General features: G+C 67.4%; 24 protein-coding genes and 1 riboswitch. Of the genes, 11 read left to right on the top strand and 13 right to left on the bottom strand.

Annotated features, from left to right (window positions below):
- Positions 1–34: 34 nt before the first annotated feature.
- From DES47_RS27560 to DES47_RS27590, 7 genes are read right to left on the bottom strand one after another with little or no spacing between them, the layout of a single operon-like run.
- On the bottom strand, positions 35–973 hold the full coding sequence (locus tag DES47_RS27560) for a M14 family metallopeptidase (protein ID WP_243748488.1): 939 nt from the start codon (positions 971–973) through the stop codon (positions 35–37).
- Between the two features lie 19 nt (positions 974–992).
- On the bottom strand, positions 993–1,700 hold the full coding sequence (locus DES47_RS27565; protein WP_133704001.1) for a DUF4286 family protein: 708 nt from the start codon (positions 1,698–1,700) through the stop codon (positions 993–995).
- On the bottom strand, positions 1,700–2,569 hold the full coding sequence (locus DES47_RS27570) for a shikimate dehydrogenase (RefSeq protein WP_208115139.1): 870 nt from the start codon (positions 2,567–2,569) through the stop codon (positions 1,700–1,702). Before DES47_RS27570 ends, DES47_RS27565 begins: the two co-directional genes overlap by 1 nt.
- The gene (locus DES47_RS27575; protein WP_133704002.1) at positions 2,566–3,867 is read right to left on the bottom strand and encodes a TRAP transporter large permease; all 1,302 of its coding nucleotides are present in this window, start codon (positions 3,865–3,867) and stop codon (positions 2,566–2,568) included. The genes DES47_RS27570 and DES47_RS27575 overlap by 4 nt, the downstream gene beginning before the upstream one ends.
- Complete coding sequence (locus DES47_RS27580) at positions 3,864–4,364, bottom strand: TRAP transporter small permease (RefSeq protein ID WP_133704003.1); 501 nt, start codon at positions 4,362–4,364, stop codon at positions 3,864–3,866. Before DES47_RS27580 ends, DES47_RS27575 begins: the two co-directional genes overlap by 4 nt.
- Positions 4,365–4,371: 7 nt before the next feature.
- Positions 4,372–5,361, bottom strand: coding sequence for a TRAP transporter substrate-binding protein DctP (gene dctP / locus DES47_RS27585; RefSeq protein WP_133704004.1), 990 nt, complete (start codon positions 5,359–5,361; stop codon positions 4,372–4,374).
- Positions 5,362–5,404: 43 nt separating this feature from the next.
- Positions 5,405–5,854 (bottom strand): type II 3-dehydroquinate dehydratase, encoded by a 450-nt coding sequence (locus DES47_RS27590; RefSeq protein ID WP_133704005.1) that lies wholly within the window; start codon positions 5,852–5,854, stop codon positions 5,405–5,407.
- 67 nt (positions 5,855–5,921) lie between these two features.
- Between DES47_RS27590 and DES47_RS27595 the strand changes: the two genes are divergently transcribed.
- Positions 5,922–6,716, top strand: coding sequence for an IclR family transcriptional regulator (locus DES47_RS27595; protein WP_133704006.1), 795 nt, complete (start codon positions 5,922–5,924; stop codon positions 6,714–6,716).
- 43 nt (positions 6,717–6,759) lie between these two features.
- Entirely contained in the window at positions 6,760–7,326 is a 567-nt protein-coding gene (locus tag DES47_RS27600) for an Lcl C-terminal domain-containing protein (protein ID WP_133704007.1), read from the top strand.
- A gap of 27 nt (positions 7,327–7,353) precedes the next feature.
- Here the strand turns inward: DES47_RS27600 and DES47_RS27610 are convergent, their stop codons facing one another.
- Complete coding sequence (locus DES47_RS27610; RefSeq protein ID WP_133704008.1) at positions 7,354–8,343, bottom strand: DNAJC11 domain-containing protein; 990 nt, start codon at positions 8,341–8,343, stop codon at positions 7,354–7,356.
- A gap of 832 nt (positions 8,344–9,175) precedes the next feature.
- Between DES47_RS27610 and DES47_RS27615 the strand changes: the two genes are divergently transcribed.
- Positions 9,176–10,054, top strand: coding sequence for a mechanosensitive ion channel family protein (locus tag DES47_RS27615; RefSeq protein WP_166652221.1), 879 nt, complete (start codon positions 9,176–9,178; stop codon positions 10,052–10,054).
- 5 nt (positions 10,055–10,059) lie between these two features.
- On the opposite strand, the gene DES47_RS27620 is transcribed toward DES47_RS27615, so the two are convergent.
- The 4 genes from DES47_RS27620 to DES47_RS27635 form a co-directional block, all read right to left on the bottom strand.
- The gene (locus DES47_RS27620; protein ID WP_133704010.1) at positions 10,060–10,551 is read right to left on the bottom strand and encodes a 6,7-dimethyl-8-ribityllumazine synthase; all 492 of its coding nucleotides are present in this window, start codon (positions 10,549–10,551) and stop codon (positions 10,060–10,062) included.
- Positions 10,552–10,654: 103 nt separating this feature from the next.
- Positions 10,655–10,820: riboswitch (FMN riboswitch) on the bottom strand.
- Positions 10,821–10,848: 28 nt separating this feature from the next.
- Positions 10,849–11,868 carry a YiiD C-terminal domain-containing protein gene (locus tag DES47_RS27625; protein ID WP_133704011.1) on the bottom strand — a complete coding sequence of 340 codons (1,020 nt, stop codon included), beginning with the start codon at positions 11,866–11,868 and terminating at the stop codon, positions 10,849–10,851.
- A gap of 27 nt (positions 11,869–11,895) precedes the next feature.
- Complete coding sequence (locus DES47_RS27630) at positions 11,896–12,315, bottom strand: GNAT family N-acetyltransferase (RefSeq protein WP_133704012.1); 420 nt, start codon at positions 12,313–12,315, stop codon at positions 11,896–11,898.
- Between the two features lie 10 nt (positions 12,316–12,325).
- Positions 12,326–12,631, bottom strand: a complete 306-nt coding sequence (locus DES47_RS27635; protein ID WP_133704013.1) for a DUF1330 domain-containing protein — start codon at positions 12,629–12,631, stop codon at positions 12,326–12,328.
- Positions 12,632–12,828: 197 nt separating this feature from the next.
- On the opposite strand from DES47_RS27635, the gene kdpF reads away from it, so the two are divergent.
- The 7 genes from kdpF to DES47_RS27670 all read left to right on the top strand — a co-directional run bounded on the left by kdpF (position 12,829) and on the right by DES47_RS27670 (position 21,983).
- Positions 12,829–12,918, top strand: a complete 90-nt coding sequence (gene kdpF / locus DES47_RS27640) for a K(+)-transporting ATPase subunit F (protein ID WP_133704014.1) — start codon at positions 12,829–12,831, stop codon at positions 12,916–12,918.
- Positions 12,919–14,625, top strand: coding sequence for a potassium-transporting ATPase subunit KdpA (gene kdpA / locus DES47_RS27645; protein WP_133704015.1), 1,707 nt, complete (start codon positions 12,919–12,921; stop codon positions 14,623–14,625). It begins immediately after the preceding gene.
- Positions 14,626–14,628: 3 nt separating this feature from the next.
- Positions 14,629–16,719, top strand: coding sequence for a potassium-transporting ATPase subunit KdpB (gene kdpB / locus DES47_RS27650; protein WP_133704016.1), 2,091 nt, complete (start codon positions 14,629–14,631; stop codon positions 16,717–16,719).
- 11 nt (positions 16,720–16,730) lie between these two features.
- The gene (gene kdpC / locus DES47_RS27655) at positions 16,731–17,303 is read left to right on the top strand and encodes a potassium-transporting ATPase subunit KdpC (protein WP_133704017.1); all 573 of its coding nucleotides are present in this window, start codon (positions 16,731–16,733) and stop codon (positions 17,301–17,303) included.
- Between the two features lie 3 nt (positions 17,304–17,306).
- Positions 17,307–20,018 (top strand): DUF4118 domain-containing protein, encoded by a 2,712-nt coding sequence (locus DES47_RS27660; protein ID WP_133704018.1) that lies wholly within the window; start codon positions 17,307–17,309, stop codon positions 20,016–20,018.
- Positions 20,019–20,138: 120 nt separating this feature from the next.
- Positions 20,139–20,840, top strand: a complete 702-nt coding sequence (gene kdpE, locus DES47_RS27665) for a two-component system response regulator KdpE (RefSeq protein ID WP_133704019.1) — start codon at positions 20,139–20,141, stop codon at positions 20,838–20,840.
- A 42-nt stretch (positions 20,841–20,882) separates the two neighbouring features.
- Positions 20,883–21,983 (top strand): GGDEF domain-containing protein, encoded by a 1,101-nt coding sequence (locus DES47_RS27670; protein ID WP_133704020.1) that lies wholly within the window; start codon positions 20,883–20,885, stop codon positions 21,981–21,983.
- On the opposite strand, the gene lepB is transcribed toward DES47_RS27670, so the two are convergent.
- Positions 21,980–22,648, bottom strand: coding sequence for a signal peptidase I (lepB, locus tag DES47_RS27675; RefSeq protein WP_133704021.1), 669 nt, complete (start codon positions 22,646–22,648; stop codon positions 21,980–21,982). The two genes, DES47_RS27670 and lepB, sit on opposite strands and share 4 nt — an antisense overlap.
- A gap of 169 nt (positions 22,649–22,817) precedes the next feature.
- On the opposite strand from lepB, the gene DES47_RS27680 reads away from it, so the two are divergent.
- Positions 22,818–23,258, top strand: coding sequence for a universal stress protein (locus tag DES47_RS27680; RefSeq protein ID WP_133704022.1), 441 nt, complete (start codon positions 22,818–22,820; stop codon positions 23,256–23,258).

Raw genomic sequence — 23,258 nt, forward strand, 5'->3', positions numbered from 1 at the left:
TGCGTGGGCTTAGCGCCCTGTCGAGTCCGCTCCCTCAACCCCGCAGCAGAAACTCTATCGCGGCCGTCACCGTCGCCCCCTGAGCCTCGTTGCACTGGGCCGGGCTCGCCGTCGGGCTGTCCGGATAGACCTCGGTGGTGGTCACAAAGCGCGCGGCGGTCATCGCTCCGCACAGGCCCAGCGAGCGCTGGGGGTAGTTGATCACGCCCGGCTGCTGCAGCGGCTCGCCGATGAGGCGGCCCTGCCCGTCGGCCTCGGCGATGCGGGTCACGCTTCGCACCGCGGCGATCAGCGCACGCTGGAAATCGGGCACCGGCCGTTCGGTGTCGCCCACCAGATAGAAGCCATCGGGAATGGCGTGCCAGTCGAAGGCCTTGCCGTCCCGCGCCGCCTTGGCGGGGCCGAACTCGCTGTTGTCGGTGTCGGTGGTCTCGTGCAGGTCCACGTGCAGGTCGATCCGTGCACCCTGGGCCGCCACGCAGGCCATGGCCAGCGCCGACTCGGCGGCCGGGCTGTCTGGCCTGAACTGGCGGTTCGGGTCCAGCGCGTCGGGGTTCCAGCGGTTGACGGTCTCGTAGCCCCAGGGGCTGATGCAGGGCAGGACCAGCAGATTGACGGCCGCGGCATGGCGGCCGAACTCCTGCCTGAGCCACTGCAGTGCGCCTTGCACACCGCTGGTCTCATAGCCGTGCACGCCGCCGGTGACCAGCACCACGGGCAGATCCGGGTTCCAGCGACGGCTGCGCACGGCGTACAGCGGATAGCTTCCCAGCCCCAGGCGTGCATAGTCGAGCGTCCCGTACTGGATCAACTCGGCCGGCGCGGGCAGGCCGGCCTTGAGAGGCGCGACCACCTCCTCGGCATAGCTGCGCTGCAGCCGCTGGCGGCTCAGCCAGAGGGCCTTTTCAGCCGCGCCCCAGGGCGTGCCCGGGGTGCCGATCGGATAGGGGTGGGGCGGCTGCTGAGGGCTCACACATGTCTTCCGTTTCTGCTCACGATGCCGCGGACGATACACCGTCCGGCGGCAGCGATTCCGCGGCAGCCAATGAGAGCCTGAGCGTGTAAGTTGCCGTGATGGCCCCGGCCGCCGCACCGGCATCTTGCAGCGCCGGCGCCGACAGCGTGGCCTCGGCAAGCCGCCGCAGCGCCAGGGCGTCGTAGCCGGTCACGATGAAGACCCAGTCTGCCGCTCGATCGGCAAGGCCGCGTATGCGCTGCTCGGTGGTCGGCGCGATGGCCGGGGTGTCGGTCTGCAGCAGCTGAGTCCCGACCAGACCCGGCTGCGTCGGAAGTCGCTGCACCAGTGAGCGCAGGTGGCTGCGCAGGCGCTCCTGCCCGCCGGCCGCAGGTGACAAGCGCACCGTGATGGCCTGGCCCGCCACGGCGCCACCCCGGCTGTCCAGCACACGGCATGGGCTGCGCACCATGCTGCGGTGGTGCGGCATCATCTTGCGCGACCAGTCGCTGGGCGCATTCAGGCGTGCCTGGTACTCCGGCGAAACCAGCGCCTCATAGCCCGCCAGTTCGTAGATGACGAAAAAGCCCGGGCCGCCATCGGCATCGGCCCAGCGCGAGGCCCGCTGGAAGCCGGGCAGCGCCAGCCGCTCCGGGAAGTGCTCGTGAGAGTGCCAGTGCTCGAACTCGTCGCGCACCTCGGCATCGATGTCCCACCACATGGCCAATGCAGCCTGTCCGAGCATCAGTTTCTCCGGTGTTCCAGCAGCTGCCGAAAGTGTTGTTCCATGCGCGCCGCGTCGGCCTTGAGTCCGGTAAACAGCTCGAATGCGCCCACCGCCTGGCCCACGGCCATCGTGCCGCCATCCATCGTCGGGCAGCCCAGGGCGCGGGCTGTCCTCAGCAGCTCGGTCTCGATCGGAACGTAGACGACTTCCGACACCCACAGCGAGGGCCGCAGCAGCTCGGCCGCGAGTGGCAGGCCGGGCAGCTTGGCCATGCCGGTGGGGGTGGCGTGTATCAGCCCGGTCGCGCGTTGCAGGGCTTGAGCCGCATCGCCGTGCGCACTGGCGCGAAACGGATAGCGCAGGTTCAGCGCGTCGGCCAGCGACTGGGCCCGCGCCGGGTCGGTGTCCACCAGGCGCAGCCGCGCCGCGCCCAGGCTCAGCACGGCATCGGCAATGGCCGAGCCGGCGCCACCGGCACCGAGCAGCACCACGCAGCCCAGGTCGGCCTCGGGGAGTACCCGCCGAAAGCCCCAGGCCCAACCCGAGCCGTCGGTGTTGTGGCCGACCAGCCGCCCGCCGTGCAGCACCACGGTGTTCACGGCTCCCATCGCCTGCGCCTGTGGCGACAGTTCGTCGAGCAGCGGGATCACCGCCTGCTTGCACGGATAGGTGATGTTGAGGCCGGCAAAGCCCATCGCGCGGGCGGCGGCGAGCAGGGTCGGCAAGTGTTCCGGAGTCGCTCCGCTGAGTTCCAGGTCGATCAGCTGGTAGTGCAGGCGCAGCCCGTGATGGCGCGCCTCCTCCTCGTGCAGGGCCGGGCTGAGCGAGCGCTGGATGCCGGCGCCGATCAGGCCGACGAGCAGCTTGTCGCCACCCGCCTTGCTCACCCCCGGTACCCCATCAGCCGCGGCAGCCACAGCACCATATCCGGCCACACTGTCACCAGTGCGAGGGCGCCCAGCATGACCAGCAGAAAGGGGAACACATCGCGCATCAGCACCGTCAGGGATACATCGGCGATGCGCATCATCATGAACAGCAGCAGGCCATAGGGCGGCGTCACCAGACCTATCATGATGTTCAGCACCGCCATCACGCCGAAGTGCACCGGGTCTATGCCCAGAGCGGTCGCGGTAGGCAGCAGCACGGGCAGCATGACCAGGATGATGGTGGACCCTTCCAGGAACATGCCCAGCACCAGCAGGATCAGGTTGACCAGCAGCAGAAAGCCCAAGGGCGAAAGATCCAGTCCCTGCATAGACTTGCTGAGGGTGGCGGGGATGTTCTCCGAGGTGATGACGTAGTTGAACACCAGTGCGCCGGCGATCAGCATGCCGATGGAGATGCTCATGCGCGCGCTGGACAGCAGCGCGTCGTAGAGGTCACGCCATCCCATGCTGCGGTACAGCCCCGCCGAGATCAGCAGCGCGTAGGCGGCGGCGATGCCGGCAGCCTCGGTGGGTGTGGTCACGCCGCTGTACATGCAACCCAGCAGGATGACCGGCAGCATCAGCGCCGGGAAGGCCTCGCGCGTGATGCGGGGCATCTCGCGCAGCGGCGTCTTGGGCTCCACCGGGAAGCCACGCCGCCGTGCCAGCACATAGATCAGCCCCATCTGCACGGCGCCCAGCAGCAGGCCCGGCAGCACGCCGGCGATGAACAGATAGCCGATCGAGGTGCCAGACACCAGGGCATACAGCACCAGCGGTATCGAGGGCGGGAGGATGGGCCCGATCACCGAGGACACGGCGCTCAACGCCGCGGCGAAGCCCGGTGTGTACTTGCCGTCCTTGGTCATCATCGCCTGCATCAGCTTGCCCGAGCCGGCGGCGTCCGCCAGGGCGGAGCCCGACATGGTGGCGAACACGATGCTCTGCAGCACATTGACCTGCGCCAGCCCGCCGGGAAAGCGGCCCACGATGGCATTGCAGAAGCGCAGCAGGCGGTCCAGGATGCTGCCGGTGCTCATGATGCTGGCGGCGAGGATGAACAGCGGTATCGCCAGCAGCAGGAAGCTGGAGTAGGTGCCGTTGAGCAATTGCTCCGCGGCCGTGCCCATGTCCATGCCCTTGAGGTAGAGGTACAGGACCGAGCCGCCAATCATTGCGTGGCCGACGGGCACGCCCAGCAGGCTGAGCGCCACGATGACGGCCAGCGCCAGCGAGAAAGGGCTGGTGAGGTTCACAGCGCGGACGGCGGGGTGGGCGCGTCACCGCCCTGCGCGGCGGGGCCGCGGACCAGCTGGAGCAGGCTGCGGGCCATGACGGCGACGGCAAACACCAGGTAGATCGAGTACATCACGTCCATGCGGATACCCAGGTAGGAGCTTTTCTCGACCTTCATGAAGGTCACGTAGGCCCAGGACGCCGGCAGCGACATGCCGAACAGCACGATCAGGCTCAGCGCGCCGATGGAGCCGATCACACGGCGCGTGCGCCGGCTCGCCCGCTCGGCAAGGAGGTCGATGCGGATCTCGTCCGCATCCTTCAAGACAAAGGCCGCGCCCCACAGCACCAGCCACAGCCAGGCCGCCAGCGACAGCTCGGTGGTCCAGCCCACCGGCCAGTTGAACAGATAGCGCAGCGCGATCTGCACGATGAAGGCGATGAAGATCACCGCGAGCAGGGCCACCGCGACCGCTTCCGCGAAGCGGTGCAGCGAGCTCATGAGCCGACGCAGCATGCCCACCTCACTTCATCGCATTGATCTTGTCGAGCATGCCGGCCGGCCAGGTCTTTGCCTCGTCCGAGCCCAGATAGACCTTCTGGGCGTGCTCGCGGAAGGCCGCGATATTGGGCACATAGACCTCCAGCCCCTGCTTGCGGAAGGTCTCGGCCAGCTCGGCCTCGCGCTTCTGGTGTTCGGCCGTGCTCCAGGCAATGGCCTTGTCGGCGGCGGCCTGGAAGGCGCGCTGCCGGGCCGGCGTCATGCCCTGCCAGGTCTTCATGCTCACGGTCAGCAGGTCGAAGGCCACCAGGTGCGAGGTCAGCACGATCTGCGACATCACCTCGTAGAACTTCATGTTCTGCACATTGGGCAGCGGATTGTCCTGGCCGTCGATGGCGCCGGTCTGCAGGCCGGTGTAGGTCTCGGCATAGGCCATCGGCGTCGGGTTGGCGCCGACCGAGCGGCCCAGCATCTGCCAGGTGTCGCCGGGCGGCATGCGCAGCTTCACGCCGGCCAGATCGGCGGGCACGTTGATGCGCTTCTTCGCCTTCAGTCCCAGATGGCGCGTGCCGAAGAAGGTCGGCCCCAGGATCTTCACCTTGACCTGGTCCTCGACCAGCTTCTTCATCTGCACGCCCGCCTCGCTGGCGAAGAAGCTGTTGAGATGGTTGGCGTCACGGAACAGATAGGCCGAGGTCAGCAGCGACCAGGCGGGCACCTGCTTGGAGATGTCCTGGGGCGAGATATTGCCCATCTCCAGGTTGTCGCGCTGCAGGGCCACCAGCTCGGTGCCCTGGCGGAACAAGGTCGAGTTCAGGTGCATCTCGAGCTTGAAGTCGGACTCGATGTCCTTGGCGAACATCTTCATCATCTCGGCGCGGATGTCCTTGTCGGAGAACACGGCGGCGAAGCGCAAGGTGGGCGGGGTCTGCGCCCAGGCCGGCAGCATGACGCCGGCCGCGAGCGTGGCGCCCGCGCCCAGCAGTGTGCGGCGATCGATCGAACGGTTCATGGTTGTCTCCTTTGGAATTGTGATGAGGGCGTGCGTGGATGCTTCAGGCCGGCGCAGCCGCGAGGCGATGGGCCAGCGCCCGGATCGCGAGCTCGTAGCCGAAGACGCCGAAGCCGCAGATCACGCCGGTGGCGGCGAGCGACACCAGCGAGTGCTGGTAGAGCGGATCGCGCCGGTGGATATTGGTCAGGTGGACCTCGGCGATCGGCTGATCCAGGGTCTTCAGCGCATCCAGCAGCGGGATGGACCTGAACGACAGGCCGGCCGGATTGATGGCCAGCGCCGCCGCCCGCTCACGGGCCTCCTGGATCCAGTCCACCAGCACGCCCTCGTGATTGGTCTGCCGGAACTCGCAGACCAGCCCCAGCTCGGCGGCGACACGGTGGCACAGCTGCTCGACCTGGGGCAGCGCCGTGCTGCCGTACAGATGCGGCTCGCGCACGCCCAGCAGGTTCAGGTTGGGACCGTTGAGGACGTAGATGATTGCGCTCATGCCATCGATTGTTGGCCCGCACCCAGAAAGTCTTTCCGTTCTGGAAACTTGTTTCACAATACGAGAAATGGGAATAGCACTTGAACGGGGACTCGCGGTCCTGGAGCATCTGATCCAGCACCCTCAGGGTCTGCCCTTGAGCCTCATCGCCGCGGAGCTGGACATTCCGCTCAGTGCCTGCCACCGCCTGTTGGCGGATCTGCAGCGCTACGGCTATGTGCGCCAGGCCCGCAAGCAGGGCGACTATGTGCTGACGACCAAGGTGGTGTCCATGGGACTGGGCTTCCTGAGCAGCGCCGGCATCGTCGATATCGCCGAGCCCCTGTTGGAGCGGCTGGCGCAGACCTCGGGCGAACTGGTGCGTTTGTCCATCGTCGATGAGGACCGCCTCACCTGGGTTGCCAAGTCGCAGGGCATGCGGCAGACCGGGCTGCGCTACGACCCCGATATGGGCATGGACGCGCGGCTGTCCTGCACGGCCTCCGGCCACGCCTGGTTGATGACCTTGAGCGATGAACGCGCGTTCGAACTGGTGTCGCGCCAGGGTTTCGGCAAGCCGGCGGAGTACGGACCCAAGGCGCCGACCACCATCAAGGCGCTGGTGGGCTTTCTGCACGCGGCGCGGGTGCGCGGCTACGCGGTGATCGACGAGGTCTTCGCGCCCGGCATGGCGGCCATCGCGGCGCCGGTGTTTCGTCGCCAGGAGGCGATCGGCGTGATCAGCATCGCCGGCCCCAGCACGCGCTTCAGCGCTGCGCGCGCACGTGAGCTGGCGCCCGCGCTGCTCGCCGCAGCGGCCGAACTCGGGCCGATCAGCAATGCTTCAAGCCTGTTCGGCCGGCCCGCGCTGGGCAAGGGTTGAACCGCCCTGGCCAGGTTCGGACGCTTTCACGTAGCATGGTCCGATGAATACCTTTTCAAGCAAGGCGGTCTGTTGCTGCGTGCTGCTGACGCTTGCCGGCACGGCAGCGACGGCGGCCCCCAATGCGATGCAGCCGTCGGAGGACGGCGCACATGTGCTCGACGAGCGGGCCAAGCTGGTCTGGGCGCGTTGTGTCGAGGGCATGCAGTGGGATGGCAAGACCTGCACCGGCACGCCGCGGCTGATGTCACATGCCCAGGCCAGCGCCCTGGCCGCCAGCCGCAGCAAGGCCGAGGGGCTGCGTTGGCGGCTGCCGCGGGTCAACGAGTTGCGGCGGCTTGTGGACAAGGGGGCCAAGCCGGCCGGCCCCGACGCCCTGCTGTTCCCGGCCGCGCCGCGCGACTGGCATTGGTCGAGCACGCTCAACGTCAATCAGGAGTCGGTCAACCCTTACAACTACGGCAATGTGATGCGCGGCCGCAGCACCGAGAACGCCGGCAACACGGCCTTTCTGCTGGGCTGGGCCGTCTATCTGGGGGCCGGCGAGACCCGCGCCGACGTGCTCAGATCCACCCGGCTGGTGGTGCGGCTGGTGCGGCCGCAGGAGTGAACGCTGGCGGGGCTGCCGCCACTGCGCTCAAGGGATGCGCAGGTGGTCGTTCTCGTCCACCCGCGCCTGGTACGTGCGCCCACCGGTGCTGTAACTGACACTCAGCGACTTGGGGCGACCGGGGGCGGGGTCTGAGCCGGCCATGCGGTTGTCGACCTTGACGTCCAGCCGGTCATTGCGAATCAGCGAGCGCAGCCGCGCGGTGACGTCGATGCTGCGGCCGCCGGTGCCATAGCTGGCACTGAGAATCTCCAGTCCGCCGTAGCCATGGCCACCGCTGCCGCCACTACCCCAGCCACCGCTCCAGCCGCCATGGCCCCAGTTGCCGCCACCCCAGCCGGTGAACTGGTTGCCATCGACATAGCTGCCCTCGGTGTATTCGAAGGTGCGGGTCTGGCCGTTCTTGCCGCGGGCGAAGATGCGCAGCGTCTTGACCTGGCCTGGGTCGGGATCGGTACCGAACGAGTCATTGCCCATGCGGAAGCGCCGGTCCTGGCTGGCCAGCTCCTTCAAGCGCTGCGTCACATCGATATTGCGGTTGGCGGTGCCGTAACGGGCATGCAGGATCTGGTAGTCGCCATCGTCCCCCGCATTGCCCTGGTGGCCACCACCGGGCCTCCCGGGCCCGTCGCCCCAGCCGCCGGACCAGCCTCCTTGGCCCCAGTTGCCACCCCGCCAGCCGGTGAACTGGTTGCCATCGACATAGCTGCCCTCGCCGTATTCAAAGGTGCGCGTCTGGCCGTTCTTGCCGCGGGCGAAGATGCGCAGCGTCTTCACGTGGCCGTAGTCCGGGTCGGTGCCGAAGGTGTTGTTGTCGATGCGAAAGGTCTGGTCCTGGCTGGCCAGTTCCTTCAGCCGCTGGGTGACGTCGATGTTGCGGTTGGCCGTGCCGTAGCGGGCCTGCAGGATCTGGTACTCGCCGTCATCGCCGCCGCGCTGGGCGGTGGCCGAGGCCACCAGGACCAGCAACAACATGAAGGCGGCCCAGGTTTGGCGCATGAGGGGTTGGATTTGCATAGAAGATTCCAGCAGGGTTTCTCGACCGTGGGTGCGCCTGCGCGCTCGGCATGTTCTGGCCCACGAGGGGCTTTTACCAAGCTTCCTTGGCTTTAGCAACAACGCGCTGCACGCCGATCGGATGACGGCGGCGATGCGGTGTGGCAAGCTGTCGGCGTCCAACTTGCAGCCGGAGCCGCTGCTTGCAACATCCCGCCGCCCAATGGTCAAAACGGTGCCGAGTCGTCACGATGCTGCTGGGCCTGGTCTGGATCTTGGTGCTTGCGCCCTCGGCCCTTGCCCAGACTCCGGAACCCTCGGCGCCGCCGGCTGCGGCCTCGGCTCCGGCCGCGACGCCCCTGCTGTTCCACAACCGCCGCATCGTCGACTTCCGGGCCAGCCTGCTTCGTCGCCGGCGACCTGAGCGGCTCGCGGCCCGGCGCCATGCTCGACGCGGCCTCGCTCGACGTGATGCACCGGCTGCAGCTCGCGGTCCGGGAGAGCCGCGAGTTCGCCGACCCGCGCCACCTGGCCGAGGGCGCCGCCTACTCCGTCGTGGCGACGGTGGTGGCCTATCTGCTGATGCGCCTGGTGTTGATGCTGCGCGGCAAGCTGCTGGCCCGCTTGGACGCGCAGTTCCAGGGCTGGCATGGTGCGAGCCAGACCCGCGCCCTCGTCGCCACCTATGCCGAGCATGCGCGGCCGGCGGCCCGCTTCATGGCCGGGCTGGTGAGCTGGGGCCTGTTCTTGCTGCTGCTGGACTTCTGGATCACCTATGTGCTGCGCCAGTTCGCCTACACCCGGCCCTGGGGCGAGCGCTCGACGGCCTGGCTGCTGGAGGTGCTGGAGCGCTTTGCGCTGGCCATCGCCGGGGCTGGTCACGGCGGCCCTGATCTTTGTGCTGGCCCGGCTGGTGAGCAGGGCCGTCGGCCTGTTTCTGCAGCGGGTCGAGCGCGACGATCTGCATATCGGCTGGCTCGATGCCGACACCGCCGGCCCGACGCGCAGCCTGGGCACCGTGGTGATCTGGCTGTTCGCGCTGGCCATGGCCTACCCCTATCTGCCAAGCGCCAACAGCGACGCGTTCAAGGGCGTGTCGGTGCTGGCCGGGGTGATGCTGTCGCTGGAGGCGTCGAGCATTGTGGGTCAGGTCCTGTCGGGCTTCAGCCTGATGTACACCCGTGTGCTGCGCGTTGGCGAATACGTCAAGATCGATGACACCGAGGGCTCGGTGGTGAGCCTGGGCATGTTCGCCACCCGCATCCACACCCGCATGGGCGAGGAGGTGAGCCTGCCCAACACGCTGGTCTCCAACCAACCGGTGCGCAATTTCTCGCGCCTGGTCGAGGATGGCCACTTCGTGCTGCATACCTCGGTGACGATTGGCTATGCCACGCCCTGGCGCCAGGTGCATGCCATGCTGCTGGAGGCCGCCCGGCGCACGGCCGGCGTGGCGCAAGACCCGGCCCCCTATGTCGTGCAGACGGCCTTGTCTGACTTCTACATCGAGTACCGGCTCTGCGCGCAAAGCAACAAGCAGGCGCCGCGGCGGCGGGTCGACGCGATGAACCAGCTGCACGGGAATGTGCTCGATGTGTTCAATGAGAACGGCGTGCAGATCATGTCGCCGCACTATATGGCCGATCCGGCCGAGCCGCAGGTGGTGGCACCTGGGTCCTGGGTTCCCGCTACGGGCAGAGGCGTGGCGTCCGATGGTCAGACGCCACGCTGAGGAGCTTAAGCGGAGATCGGCCGCAAAGCCTTCAGGCCCGCCATCGTCGCCAGGCAAGCCCTGGCCACCTCAATACCCTTCTTGACGAAGTGCTCGGCGAAGAACTGCTGATGGTCTGCGTGGTCGTGGAAGTCGCGCGGTGTCAGCACCGCCGACATCACCGGCACCTCGGTGTCGAGCTGCACGCGCATCAGCCCGTCGATCACCGCGCTGGACACGAACTCATGCCGGTAGATGCCGCCGTTGACGACAAAGGCACAGGCGATGATGGCCTCATAGCGGCCGGTCTGCGCTAGCTTCTTGGCCAGCAGCGGTATCTCGAAGGCGCCGGGCACCTCGAACTGGTCGATCTGGCTGAGCGGCCACCGACTTCGCTCGAACTCGGCCAGCATGGAGGCGCGGGCCTGGCCGACGATGACGCCATGCCAGCTGGCACAGATGATGGCGACGCGAGCCGCCGGGGTGGGGGAGGAGGTCTTGCTGAGGATCTGATTCATGAGATTCCTTGAAGGTCAGGATTGTCAGAATCAGGGCGCGCGACAACGCAGCCACCGCACGTCATGACTCGCGTTTGAGTCGGGCATGCAGCGGCCGAGGTACTCGCGTTTCTCTTTCATCCGGACTGTGACCGTCGGCCCTGGCATCGCACCAGATCTGCTGACCCCGATAGCCGCTTTGACGCGGCTGCCGGGCGCTCGCGGGCTTCCGCGGGACGAATCCTGCGGCTACCGCCGGTGGGGAATTTCACCCCGCCCTGAGAACGCTGCCAGCCGGTGAGGGCTGGCGGGAGCATTCTAAGGCGCAGGCGTCACACCATCGCGCCAGAGATAAAGCTCGGTGGTGCTTCCATCGTCGTACTGATGGCTGTCCACATGCTGCATGCCGGCCTTGCTCAGCACCCGGCGAGAGGCGGCGTTATCCGGGGCGGCGGTGGCGATGATCTCGTACAGCTGATGCTGCCTGGCGCCATAGGCCAACATCGCCTGCGCCACCTCGGTGGCCAGGCCCTGGCCCCAGCAGGTGCGCAGCAAGGCGTACTTCAGCTCGGCATGGGGCTGGTCGCCGGGGTGGACGATGCCGCAGAAGCCGATCACCGCGCCGGTGGCCCGCAACTCCAGCGCCGACATGCCATAGCCGCGCCTGGCATAGTTGCGCTGCGTCACGCCTATCCAGCGCAGGCAGGTGGCATGGTCCAGCGGCTGGCCGTCACCGACCCAGCGCATCGCCTCGGCATCGCCATAGACGGCATGCAGCGCATCGGCATCTGCCGGCGTCAGCAGGCGTGCGCGCAGGCGCTCGGTCTCGAACAGCAGCGGTTCAGTCGGCGTGAGATCGGGCTGCTCGACCTCGGGTGCGGCCACGGGCAGTGGTTCGGCCCCCAACGCCACGAACTCGCCCTGCAACCGGCCGACGATCTCGCCCTTGCAGCTCAGCACCGACACGACGGCGATGCGGGCCTTGCCCTTGCGCCTGAGCATGCGCAAGAAGTGACCCCAGCCGGCCGGATCGACCAGGGCCGACTCGGCGCGGAAGTCGCCGGTGATGGCCAGTTCATAGTCCATCGTGTTGCGCTGTATCACCAGCCGTGTGCTGATGCCCTCGCTCAGCAGCCGGGTGTGCAGCAGCGACCAGGCGGCCAGAATGGCCACCGCCGAGGCGCTGCCACCGAACACCGTCTCGCGATGGTTGATATTGGGCGCCAGTGGGGCACCGAGCAGCACATGGTCGGTGCCGACCTGCAGCACCTCCACCTCCATCGCCTTGGACAGGGGGATGTGGGCGCTCAGGTAATGCTCAAGTTCGTATGGGGACACGTTTGGATCTGCCTTGTCGTGAATCAGTCAGGAGCCCTGCCGCTTCCAGGCCATGCCTATGGACAGCGGCGCGGTGGGCACAAAGCCGAATTGCGCGTAGAGGTCCTTGGCCGGGCCGTCGGCGATCAGGCTGACGTAGGCACTTTCCGGCGCCTCGGCCTCGAGATAGCGCATGACCTCGGCCATGATGCGCTTGCCCAGGCCCTGGCCCTGGTGGGCGGGCAGCACGGCAATGTCAACCACCTGGAAGACACAGCCGCCGTCGCCGATGACGCGGCCCATGCCGACGGCATGACCCTCGTGCAATATCTGGACCGCGAACAGGCTGTTGGGCAGGCCGCGCAGCGCGGCTGCCTCGGTCTTGGGGCTCAGGCCCGATTCGGCGCGCAGGCGGCGGTAGTCGTCAACGGATGGCGTGGCCAGCAGGATGGTATGGCGCTCGGTCATGGCAATGGGGTCAGGTCGGTTGCGGGCCGTCATAGCCCTCGATGATGATCAGGTCTATGGTCGAGACCGGCAGGCGCAATTGCACCGCGGCCTGGTAGGCGGGTGAATGCCAGCAGTCCAGCGCCGCCTGGTAGGACGGGAACTCGATCACGACATTGCGGCTGCGGCTGCCGCCCTCGGGATTCTCCATGCGACCGCTGCGCACCAGAAAGTGCGCGCCGAACTGCCTGAACGGCTCGGCATTGGCGGCGATATAGGCCTTGTAGGCTTCGAAGTCGGTGATATCGACGCGTGCGATCCAGTATCCCTTGGTCATGTGTCTCTCCCGGGGGCAAACGATTGAAAGGCCAGGCGGCACCCCGGTGACGTAGCCCGGATGCAATCCGGGGCAGCCGAGCCAAGAACCGCGACCCGCATCTTTACAGATTCTTGATACCGGCCGCCCCAGCTTCTACGCCAACTTGACGCGCCGATTTTTAAGCTCTGTGCATCGCAATCCACCGGAGCCGCGTCATGAGCGCTCTCTACTGGCTGAGCGGCTTCACCGCCGCGGCCCTCTTCATCTACCTGCTGTATGCGTTGCTGCGCGCCGAGGAGTTCTGAATGGGCACCTCTGCCTGGCTCAATCTTGCCCTCTTCATGAGCATTCTGCTGCTTCTGGCCTGGCCGCTGTCGAAGTGGCTCTCGCGGGTGGCCGAGGGCACCCTGCCGCGCTGGATGGGGGCCGTTGAAGGCGGCTTCTACCGCCTGGCCGGCGTCACGCCCGACGAGGGCATGGGCTGGAAGCAGTACGCCTTCGCCTTGCTGCTGTTCAACTTCCTGGGCGTGCTGGCGGCCTATGCGCTGCAACGCCTGCAGGGTCTGCTGCCGCTGAACCCGCAGGGCATGGCCGCGGTCTCGCCCGACTCGGCCTTCAACACCGCCATCAGCTTTGTCACCAACACCAACTGGCAGGGCTATGGCGGCGAGTCCACGATGAGCTATCTGACGCAGATGCTGGCGCTGACGGTGCAGAACTTCGTCTCGGCCGCCACCGGCATTGCGGTGGTGTTTGCGCTGATACGCGGCTTTGCCTCCAAGCTCTCCGGCACGATTGGCAACTTCTGGGTTGACCTGACCCGTGTCACGCTGTGGGTGCTGTTGCCCCTGTCCTTTGTGTTCGCGCTGTTCCTGGTGGGGCAGGGCGTGATCCAGAACTTCAGCGCCTATGTCGATGTGTCCGGGCTGGAGCAGAGTCAGCAGATTGCCATGGGCCCGGTGGCCTCGCAGGAGGCGATCAAGATGCTGGGCACCAATGGTGGCGGCTTCTTCAATGCCAACTCGGCACATCCCTACGAGAACCCGACGCCGCTGAGCAACTTCGCGCAGATGCTGTCCATCTTCCTGATCCCGGCCGCGCTGTGCTTCACGTTCGGCCAGTTGGTCGGTGACAAGCGCCAAGGCGTGGCCATTCTGGCGGCGATGAGCGTGTTGTTCATTGCCGGCGTGATCACGGCCACGGCCGCTGAGCAGGCGGGCAATCCGCTGTTGGCCGCACTCGGTGTCGACCAGAGCTTGAGCGCCACCCAGGCCGGCGGCAATATGGAGGGCAAGGAGGCCCGCTTCGGCATCACCGCCAGCAGCCTGTTCGCCGTCATCACCACGGCCGCCTCCTGCGGCGCGGTCAACGCGATGCATGACTCGCTGACGCCCATCGGCGGCATGGTCACCCTGGTAATGATGCAGCTGGGCGAGGTGGTGTTCGGCGGCGTCGGCACCGGCCTGTACGGCATGCTGATCTTTGCCGTGATGGCGGTCTTCATCGCCGGCCTGATGATAGGCCGCACGCCCGAGTACCTGGGCAAGAAGATCGAGAGCCATGACATGAAGATGGTGTCCGTCGCCATCCTCGTCACGCCGATGGTGGTGCTGATCGGCACCGCGATTGCCGTGCTGGCCGCCGGCGGCAAGGCAGGGATCGCCAACCCCGGGGCGCACGGCTTCTCGGAGATCCTTTACGCCTTGACCTCGGCCGGCAACAACAACGGCAGCGCCTTCGCCGGCCTGTCGGCCAACACACCGTTCTACAACATCCTGCTGGGCGTCGTGATGTGGCTGGGCCGCTTCGGCGTGATCGTGCCGGTGCTGGCCCTGGCCGGCAGCATGGCGGCCAAGAAGCGCATTCCGGTCGGCGCCGGCACGCTGGGCACCCATGGGCCGCTGTTTGTCGCCCTGCTGGTGGGCACGGTGCTGCTGGTGGGCCTGCTCAATTACGTGCCCGCGCTGGCCCTGGGGCCTGTCGTCGAGCACCTGCTTCTGATGAAGGTCTGAATCATGACCACTCTGAATACCCAAACCGCTTTCTCGCTTTTTGATCCCAAGCTGGTAGGCCCCGCCTTGCGCGAGTCCTTCATCAAGCTGGACCCGCGCCTGCAGTGGCGCAACCCGGTGATGTTCGTCGTCTACATCGGCTCGCTGCTGACCAGCCTGCTGTGGCTTCTCAGCCTGCGTGTGCCGGCCGTTGCAGGCACCGAGGGCTCGACCTTCATGCTGGCGATCGCGCTGTGGTTGTGGTTCACCGTGCTGTTCGCCAACTTAGCCGAGGCCATGGCCGAGGGCCGCAGCAAGGCCCAGGCGGCCTCGCTGCGCGGCCTCAAGACCCGCACCTGGGCCAAGAAGCTGCACGAGCCCAAGCATGGTTCCCAATGGCATCCGGTGCAATCGGACGAGTTGCGCAAGGGCCATGTCGTGCTGGTCGAGGCCGGTGACATGATCCCGCTGGACGGCGAAGTCATCGAAGGCGTGGCCTCGGTGGACGAGAGCGCCATCACCGGCGAGTCGGCTCCGGTCATCCGCGAGTCGGGCGGCGACTTCGGCTCGGTCACCGGCGGCACGCGCGTGCTGTCCGACTGGCTGGTGGTGCGCATCACCGTCAACCCTGGTGAGTCGTTCCTGGACCGCATGATTGCCATGGTCGAGGGCGCCAAGCGCCAGAAGACGCCCAACGAGATCGCGCTGACGATTCTGTTGGTGGCGCTGACGCTGGTGTTCCTGGTCGTCACCGTGACCCTGCTGCCGTTTTCGATGTTCAGCGTCGAAGCGGCAGGCGCGGGCACCGTGGTGTCCATCACCGCGCTGATTGCCCTGCTGGTCTGCCTGATCCCGACCACCATCGGCGGCCTGCTGTCCGCCATCGGTGTGGCCGGCATGAGTCGCATGATGCAGGCCAATGTCATCGCCACTTCGGGCCGTGCCGTCGAGGCCGCCGGTGACGTGGACGTGCTGATGCTGGACAAGACCGGCACCATCACGCTGGGCAACCGCCAGGCCAGCGCCTTCATGCCGGTGCCGGGTGTGACCGAGCAGCAGCTGGCCGATGCGGCGCAGCTGTCGTCCTTGGCCGATGAAACGCCCGAGGGCCGCAGCATCGTTGTGCTGGCCAAGACCCGTTTCAACCTCCGCGAGCGTGACATGACTTCGCTGCAGGCCCAGTTCGTGCCCTTCACCGCACAGACGCGGATGAGTGGCGTCGATCTGGCCGGCGGGCGCGTCATTCGCAAGGGCGCAGGCGAGGCCGTGCGCCAGCATGTGCAGGCGCTGGGTGGCACCTTCCCCACCGAGCTGAGCCAGCTGATTGATGACGTGGCACGCCGCGGCAGCACGCCCCTGGTCGTGTCAGACGGCGCCCGCGCGCTGGGCGTGGTCGAGCTGAAGGACATCGTCAAGGGCGGCATCAAGGAGCGCTTTGCCGAGCTGCGCCGCATGGGCATCAAGACGGTGATGATCACCGGCGACAACCGCCTGACGGCCGCCGCGATTGCCGCCGAGGCCGGCGTCGATGACTTCCTGGCCGAGGCCACGCCCGAGGCCAAGCTGAAGCTGATACGCGAGTACCAGGGCGAGGGGCGGCTGGTGGCGATGACCGGTGACGGCACCAACGACGCCCCGGCCCTGGCCCAGGCCGATGTGGCCGTGGCCATGAACACCGGCACCCAGGCGGCCAAGGAGGCCGGCAATATGGTGGACCTGGACTCCAACCCGACCAAGCTGCTGGAGATCGTCGAGACCGGCAAGCAGCTCTTGATGACGCGCGGGTCCCTGACGACCTTCTCGATCGCCAACGACGTGGCCAAGTACTTCGCCATCATCCCGGCGATGTTCGTCGGCGTCTATCCGCAGCTGACGGCGCTGAATGTGATGGGCCTGCACAGCCCCAGCTCGGCCATCCTGTCAGCGGTGATCTTCAATGCGCTGATCATCGTTGCGCTGATTCCGCTGGCCCTCAAGGGCGTGCAGTACCGCGCCATCGGTGCGGCCGCGCTGCTGCGCCGAAATCTGTTGATCTATGGCCTGGGCGGCCTGATCGTGCCCTTCATCGGCATCAAGGTCATAGACCTGATTTTGGTCGCCGGCCACCTCGTTTAAGGAGTCACTTCATGTCGAATATCCTGCGTCCCGCCCTGGTGTCGTTGGTGCTGCTCAGTGCCATCACCGGCCTGCTGTATCCCGTGGCCGTCACCGGCGCTGCCCAGCTGCTGTTCCCGCAACAGGCGGCGGGCAGCCTGATCACCGAAGGGGTCAAGACCGTCGGCTCCGAGCTGATAGGCCAGAGCTTCACGGCGCCCAAATACTTCTGGGGCCGCCCCTCGGCCACCGGGCCCATGGCCAATAACGCGGCAGGCTCCAGCGGCTCGAACCAGGGCCCGCTGAACCCGGCCCTGGTCGATGCCGTCAAGGGGCGGGTCGAGGCGCTGCGTGCGGGCGATCCGGACAACCAGCTGCCGGTGCCCGCCGACCTGGTGACGGCCTCTGCCAGCGGCCTGGACCCGCACATCACAGTAGCCGCCGCCCGCTACCAGGCCGGCCGCGTCGCCCGCGAGCGTCAGCTCTCGCCCGAGGCTGTACAGCGGCTGATCGCAGTCCACACCGAGGGCCCGGACCTGGGCCTGCTGGGTGAGCCTCGCGTCAATGTGCTGCAGCTGAACCTGGCGCTCGATCACAATCGCTGAGTCATGTCAGACCCCTCAAGACCAGACCCCGACGCCTTGCTGGAGCAGCTGCGCCAGCAGGAGCAGAGCGCTGCGCGCGGCAAGCTGCGCATCTACTTCGGCTCCTCCGCCGGCGTGGGCAAGACCTACGCGATGCTGCAGGCCGCGCGCAAGCTCTTGAGCGAGGGCCGCGAGGTGCTGGTCGGTGTGGTCGAGACCCATGGCCGCAGCGAGACGCTGGCGCTGACCGAGGGCCTGGAGGTCCTGCCGCCGCGCCAGATCGACTACCGCGGCCGCAGCCTGCCCGAGTTCGACCTGGACGCGGCCCTGGCCAGGCGACCCTCGCTGATTCTGGTCGACGAGCTGGCCCACTCCAACGTTGCCGGCTCCCGCCACCCGAAGCGCTGGCAGGACGTCGAGGAACTGCTGGCCAATGGCATCAATGTCTACACCACGCTGAACGTCCAGCACCTGGAAAGCCTCAATGACGTGGTCGGTGGCATCACCGGCATCCGCGTGCAGGAGACTCTGCCCGACACCTTCTTCGACCGCGCCGACGAGGTGGTGATGGTGGACACGCCGGCCGATGAACTGCTTGCCCGTTTGAAGGCGGGAAAAGTCTATATGCCCGGCCAGGCCGAGCGCGCCGCGCGCAACTTCTTCCGCAAGGGCAATCTAATGGCCCTGCGCGAGCTGGCACTGCGCCGCACGGCCGATCGGGTCGAAGACGACGTGCAGGCCTGGCGCAGCAACAAGGCCATCAGCCAGGTCTGGAAGACCGAGGCGGCCATCCTCTGCGCGATCGGCCCCTCGGTGGGTGCCGAGCATGTGGTGCGCAGCGCCGCGCGGCTGGCCCAGCAACTGAATGTCAGCTGGCACGCGGTCTATGTGGAGACGCCGCAGCTGCAGCGCCTGCCCGATGCGCAGCGCGAACGGATCCTGCGCGTGGTGCGGCTGGCCCATGATCTGGGCGCGGCCACCGCCGTGCTGCAGGCGCAAGACATGGCCTCGGCCTTGATTGCCCATGCGCGCGAACACAACCTGTCCCAGCTGATGCTGGGCCGCGCGCCGGCGCAGCCGGCCTGGAGGCGATGGTTCTCGGGGCCAGGTCTGCACCAGCGCCTGGCCGAGAGCGCACCCGATGTGGACCTGATCGAGGTCGGCCGCCCGCTGGCCGCTCCAGCGCCCAAGGCGCCCGCCGATGCGGCGGCGGCCAGCTGGGCCGCCTGGGTCGGTCAGTGGCAACGCTATGGCCTGACCCTGCTGGCCTGCGTGGCCACCACGGCACTGGCCAGGCCGCTTCAGCCGTATTTCGACGAGGCCAATATCGTCATGCTGTTCCTGCTGACGGTGGTCGGTGTGTCGCTGCGCTGGGGGCGCGGACCCTCGGTGCTGGCCAGCTTCGTCAGCGTCGGCCTGTTCGACTTTTTCTTCGTCGCGCCGCACCTGAGCTTTGCGGTGTCTGATGTGCAGTACCTCTTGACCTTCATCGTCATGCTGGCCGTGGGCCTGGTGACCGGCCAGCTGACCGCCCATTTGCGCTACCAGGCCCAGGTGGCCGCCGAGCGTGAGGCGCGCTCGCGGGCGCTGTTCGAGCTGACGCGCGAGCTGTCCGGTGCGCTGCAGACCGAGCAGGTGGTGCTCAGCGCGCAGGAGAGCCTTTCACGCGAGCTGCATGGTCGGGCGTTGGTGCTGGTGCTTGATCTGCAGGACCGTCTGCAGCTGCCGCCGGGCGTTGATGAACAACCGGACCCGCCCGACCTGGGCACCGCCCGCTGGGCGCTGGACCATGGTCAGGCCGCCGGCCTGGCCACCGATACCTTGCCGGGCAGCCCCTGGTTCTACCTGCCCCTGCAAGCGCCGATGCGGGCGCGCGGCGTGCTGGCCGTGCGCCCGCGTGATCTGGCCAGCGTGATGCAGCCCGAGCGCCGCGCCCAGCTCGACACCTATGCCAGCATCATCGGCCAGGCGCTGGAGCGGGTGCACTACGTCGAGGTGGCGCAGGACGCGCTGGTGCATATCGAGTCGGAGCGGCTGCGCAACTCGCTGCTGTCGGCGCTGTCACATGACTTGCGCACGCCGTTGGCGGTGGTCTATGGCCTGGCCGATACGCTGGCCGCACTGCCCGAGCTGCCGGCCGCCGGGTTGGACATGGCCCAGGCGTTGCGCCAGGAGGCCCAGCGCATCAACGCGATGGTCAACAAGCTGCTGGACATGGCGCGCCTGCAAAGCGGCGCCGTACAGCTGCGCCTGGAGTGGCAGCCGATCGAGGAAGTGGTGGGCAGCGCCTTGCAGGCGATGCAGCCGGTACTCACCGGACGCAATGTATCTATCGCGCTGGCGCCCGAGCTGCCGCTGGTGCAGCTCGATGCGGTGCTGATTGAACGCGTGCTGTGCAATCTGCTGGAGAACGCCGCCAAGTACACCCCGGCCGGCACGGCGATCGACATCAGCGCCGAGGCGCGCGATGGCGAACTGCTGCTCAGCGTGGCCGACCACGGCCCCGGGCTGCCGGCCGGCCGCGAAGAGCAGCTGTTCGACAAGTTCACCCGCGGTGAAAAAGAGTCATCAACGCCCGGCGTCGGCCTGGGCCTGGCGATCTGCCGTGCCATCATGCAGGCCCACCAGGGGCGCATCTGGGCGGAGACTGCGGCCGGTGGCGGTGCCCGGTTTGTGCTGAGCCTGCCCTTGGGTACCCCGCCCAGCCTGCCTGATCTGGAAGACGCCAATGCATGAGCTTCATCGTCCGCTGGCCCCGGATTGCATCCGGGCTACCCGGCCCCGTAGCCAGGATGCAATCCGGGGGGCAATTCCATCCCGTAGCCAGGATGCAATCCGGGAAGCGATGGCCTCGACATGAGTGACCCCCGCCCCACCGCCCTGATCGTCGAAGACGAACCCAGCATCCGCCGCTTCGTGCGGCTGGCGCTGGAAGCCGAGGGCTGGCAGGTGTTCGAGGCCGGCACGGTGCGCCAGGGCCTGGTCGATGCCGGCACGCGCCGCCCCGAGCTGGTGATACTGGACCTGGGCCTGCCCGACGACGACGGCCTGAACTATCTGCGTGACCTGCGCAGCTGGTCGGGGGTGACGGTGATCGTGCTGTCGGCCCGCACCGACGAGGCCGACAAGATTGCCGCGCTGGACGCCGGCGCCGATGACTATCTGACCAAGCCTTTTGGCGTTGGCGAGCTGATGGCGCGGGTGCGCGCGGCGCAGCGCCGCAGCCAGTCGCAGAGCGCCTCGGGTGAGGCCGCCTCCAGCCTGTTCCGCTTCGGCGATGTGGAGCTCGACCTGGCCTCACGCCTGGTCAAGCGCGCCGGCGCAGAAGTGCACCTGACCCCGATCGAGTACCGGCTCCTGACCCATCTGGTCGCCAATGCCGGCAAGGTATTGACGCACAAGCAGCTGCTGAAGGCGGTCTGGGGCCCCAGCCATGGCGACGACAACCACTATCTGCGCGTCTATATGGGCAATCTGCGCCAGAAGCTGGAGGCTCAGCCGGCCCAGCCCCGGCATCTGCTGACGGAAACCGGCGTCGGGTATCGCCTGGTCATCTGAGCCCGCTACAGTAGCGGTTTGAGATCAGTCAGCGGCCCCGGGATGCAAGACAGCCAACTAGAAGCCGAAAACCTGCACCTGCGCCGGCAGCTCGAAGCGCTGCTGCGCGAGGCGCGGGCCAATGAGGAGAAGATGCGCCGCTTCGACGAGCTGGAGCACCGGCTGATCGGTGCCCGCTCGGTGCTGGAGCTGCTGCGCCTGCTGCTCAGCGACTATGGCCATGCCTTCGGCATCGAGAGTGTGACGCTGGCCCTGGTGGACGCCGATGGCGAGACCGGCCGGATCCTGGACAGCGAGCTGCGCGACGGCGCGGTGCTGAACGACCTGGTGCTCCTGCCCTCGGCCGCGCCGCTGGAAGCCCTCTATGGCACAGCGCGCAAACCCTGGCTGGGCCGCTTCGAGGCGCCCTCCCATGCCCGCTTCTTCAACGCCCCGCCTAGGCCGCCCCGCTCGGTGGCCCTGCTGCCCTTGAGTCGCCATGGCGAGCTGATCGGCAGCCTGCATTTCGGCAGCTGCGACGCCGAGCGCTATGACCCGGCCGCCGGCACGAATCTGCTGGAGCGCCTGGCCAGCATCGTCGCCGTCTGCCTGGAGAGCGTGCTGAACCAGGAGCGCGTCAAGCTCGCGGGCCTGACCGATCTGCTCACCGGCGTGCACAACCGCCGCTATCTGGAGCACCGCTGCGGCGTAGAGATTGCCCAGGCGCGGCGCTACAAGCATGCGCTGGCCTGCCTGTTCCTGGACATCGACAAGTTCAAGCAGATCAATGACGCCCACGGCCACCCGGCCGGCGACGCCGTGCTGCGCGCGGTGGGCCACAGCATCCAGTCGCAGCTGCGTGCCGGTGACACCATCGCCCGCTATGGCGGCGAGGAGTTCGTCGTGCTGCTGCCGCAGACCGCCGCCCAGCATGCCCGCGAGATTGCCGAACGCATCCGCGCCCGCATTGCCGCCATGCCCTGCACCGCCGACAGCGGCCAGCCGCTGGAGGTGACGATCTCGATCGGCCTGGCGATGCTGGGCGCCGTTCCCGCCGGGCAGGAACCGGCCCTGGTGGCGGCCGAGCTGATGGCGGCCGCTGACCGCGCGCTGTACCGGGCGAAGGCCGGCGGGCGCAATCGGGTGGAGTTTGAGGCCGCCTAGCGAATTGCTTCGACGGTCCGCTCAAACCGCGGCACCCAGCTGCCGAGGATGTCGGCCGACACCAGCACCCGGTGCGCGCGGCCGATCAGCAGGTGCCGCGGCACGGCGCCGATGAAGCGGGAGTCCTCGCTGTTGTCGCGGCTGTCGCCGAGCATGAAGTAGTGGCCGGCGGGCACGGTGAGCGGGGCGAAGCTGCGCAGGGCCGGTTTGTCGGGGATGAACTGGACGCGGCGGTCGGTGCCGGCCAGGCGTTCGGTGGCGCGGACGGCGCTCAGCTCGACGCCGGGGGCCACCGGTTCGGCGTGCAGCGACTGTTCGGCGTATTCGGCCGCCTGGCCGTTGAGGTAGAGCACCTCGTTGCGCATCTCGACCACATCGCCGGGCAGGCCGACGATGCGCTTGATCAGCCTTGTGCCGTTGGCCGGCGAGCTGAAGGTGACGACGTCGCCGCGCTGTGGCTCACCAAGCGGGGCCAAGGAGATGTCGGTCAGCGGCAGCTTGAAGTCATAGGCCAGGCGATTCACCAGCACCACATCGCCCTCCAGTAGCGTGGGGCGCATCGAGCCGGAGGGTATGGGGTTCCAGTCGGCGATGGCGGTTCGGAAGAAGCCGAAGCAGACCAGGAACACGATGAATCCGCGATTCTCTTTGAGCCAGTGCTTCATGAGCGCCTCTGGAAAGTGGAGATGAGCGGCGGATTGGAGCGCGGGCACCGGTTTCGGTTCCCACCTCGGACGCAATTTGACGCAGCGCAAGCGCCAGCGATGCATGGCCTTGCCGGTCTTGACCATTGGTGACAGCATGCAGCCACTTTGTGAACCGGAGCTTTTCGCCATGGCCGACTACAAGCATATCCTGCTGCCCACCGATGGCTCGACCAGCGCCGACAAGGCCGCCGAAACGGCCGTCGATCTGGCCCGGCGCTACGGCGCGCGGCTGAGCATCGTCAGCGTGATCGATCCGGTGCCCTTCATCAGCTTCCCCGAGGGCGGCGGCGAGGCGCTGGCCTACTATCTGGAGGCGGCCGAGGACGGTGCCAAACAGGGCATAGAGCAGGCCTCAGCGCGGGCCACGGCGGCCGGCGTCAGCTTCGACAGCCAGGTGTTGCGCGAGCATGGCCCGGCGCCGTCCATCATCGGCTTCGCCAAGCAAGAGGGTATCGATCTGATCGTGATGGGCTCACACGGCCGGCGTGGCCTGGACTCCTTGCTGCTGGGCAGCGTGGCGCACAAGGTGCTGACCCTTTCGCCGGTGCCAGTCCTTGTTGTGAAGTAA

Source organism: Roseateles toxinivorans, from assembly GCF_004362525.1.
Classification (GTDB): domain Bacteria; phylum Pseudomonadota; class Gammaproteobacteria; order Burkholderiales; family Burkholderiaceae_C; genus Paucibacter; species Paucibacter toxinivorans.

Bases quoted from the DNA above. Each gene is read 5' to 3' on its own strand.
- DES47_RS27565 (WP_133704001.1), bottom strand. From the start codon at position 1,700: ATGCTCGGACAGGCTGCATTGGCCATGTGGTGGGACATCGATGCCGAG.
- DES47_RS27580 (WP_133704003.1), bottom strand. From the start codon at position 4,364: ATGCTGCGTCGGCTCATGAGCTCGCTGCACCGCTTCGCGGAAGCGGTC.
- dctP (WP_133704004.1), bottom strand. From the start codon at position 5,361: ATGAACCGTTCGATCGATCGCCGCACACTGCTGGGCGCGGGCGCCACG.
- DES47_RS27590 (WP_133704005.1), bottom strand. From the start codon at position 5,854: ATGAGCGCAATCATCTACGTCCTCAACGGTCCCAACCTGAACCTGCTG.
- DES47_RS27595 (WP_133704006.1), top strand. From the start codon at position 5,922: ATGGGAATAGCACTTGAACGGGGACTCGCGGTCCTGGAGCATCTGATC.
- DES47_RS27600 (WP_133704007.1), top strand. From the start codon at position 6,760: ATGAATACCTTTTCAAGCAAGGCGGTCTGTTGCTGCGTGCTGCTGACG.
- DES47_RS27610 (WP_133704008.1), bottom strand. From the start codon at position 8,343: ATGCAAATCCAACCCCTCATGCGCCAAACCTGGGCCGCCTTCATGTTG.
- DES47_RS27620 (WP_133704010.1), bottom strand. From the start codon at position 10,551: ATGAATCAGATCCTCAGCAAGACCTCCTCCCCCACCCCGGCGGCTCGC.
- DES47_RS27630 (WP_133704012.1), bottom strand. From the start codon at position 12,315: ATGACCGAGCGCCATACCATCCTGCTGGCCACGCCATCCGTTGACGAC.
- DES47_RS27635 (WP_133704013.1), bottom strand. From the start codon at position 12,631: ATGACCAAGGGATACTGGATCGCACGCGTCGATATCACCGACTTCGAA.
- kdpF (WP_133704014.1), top strand. From the start codon at position 12,829: ATGAGCGCTCTCTACTGGCTGAGCGGCTTCACCGCCGCGGCCCTCTTC.
- kdpA (WP_133704015.1), top strand. From the start codon at position 12,919: ATGGGCACCTCTGCCTGGCTCAATCTTGCCCTCTTCATGAGCATTCTG.
- kdpB (WP_133704016.1), top strand. From the start codon at position 14,629: ATGACCACTCTGAATACCCAAACCGCTTTCTCGCTTTTTGATCCCAAG.
- kdpC (WP_133704017.1), top strand. From the start codon at position 16,731: ATGTCGAATATCCTGCGTCCCGCCCTGGTGTCGTTGGTGCTGCTCAGT.
- DES47_RS27660 (WP_133704018.1), top strand. From the start codon at position 17,307: ATGTCAGACCCCTCAAGACCAGACCCCGACGCCTTGCTGGAGCAGCTG.
- kdpE (WP_133704019.1), top strand. From the start codon at position 20,139: ATGAGTGACCCCCGCCCCACCGCCCTGATCGTCGAAGACGAACCCAGC.
- DES47_RS27670 (WP_133704020.1), top strand. From the start codon at position 20,883: ATGCAAGACAGCCAACTAGAAGCCGAAAACCTGCACCTGCGCCGGCAG.
- lepB (WP_133704021.1), bottom strand. From the start codon at position 22,648: ATGAAGCACTGGCTCAAAGAGAATCGCGGATTCATCGTGTTCCTGGTC.
- DES47_RS27680 (WP_133704022.1), top strand. From the start codon at position 22,818: ATGGCCGACTACAAGCATATCCTGCTGCCCACCGATGGCTCGACCAGC.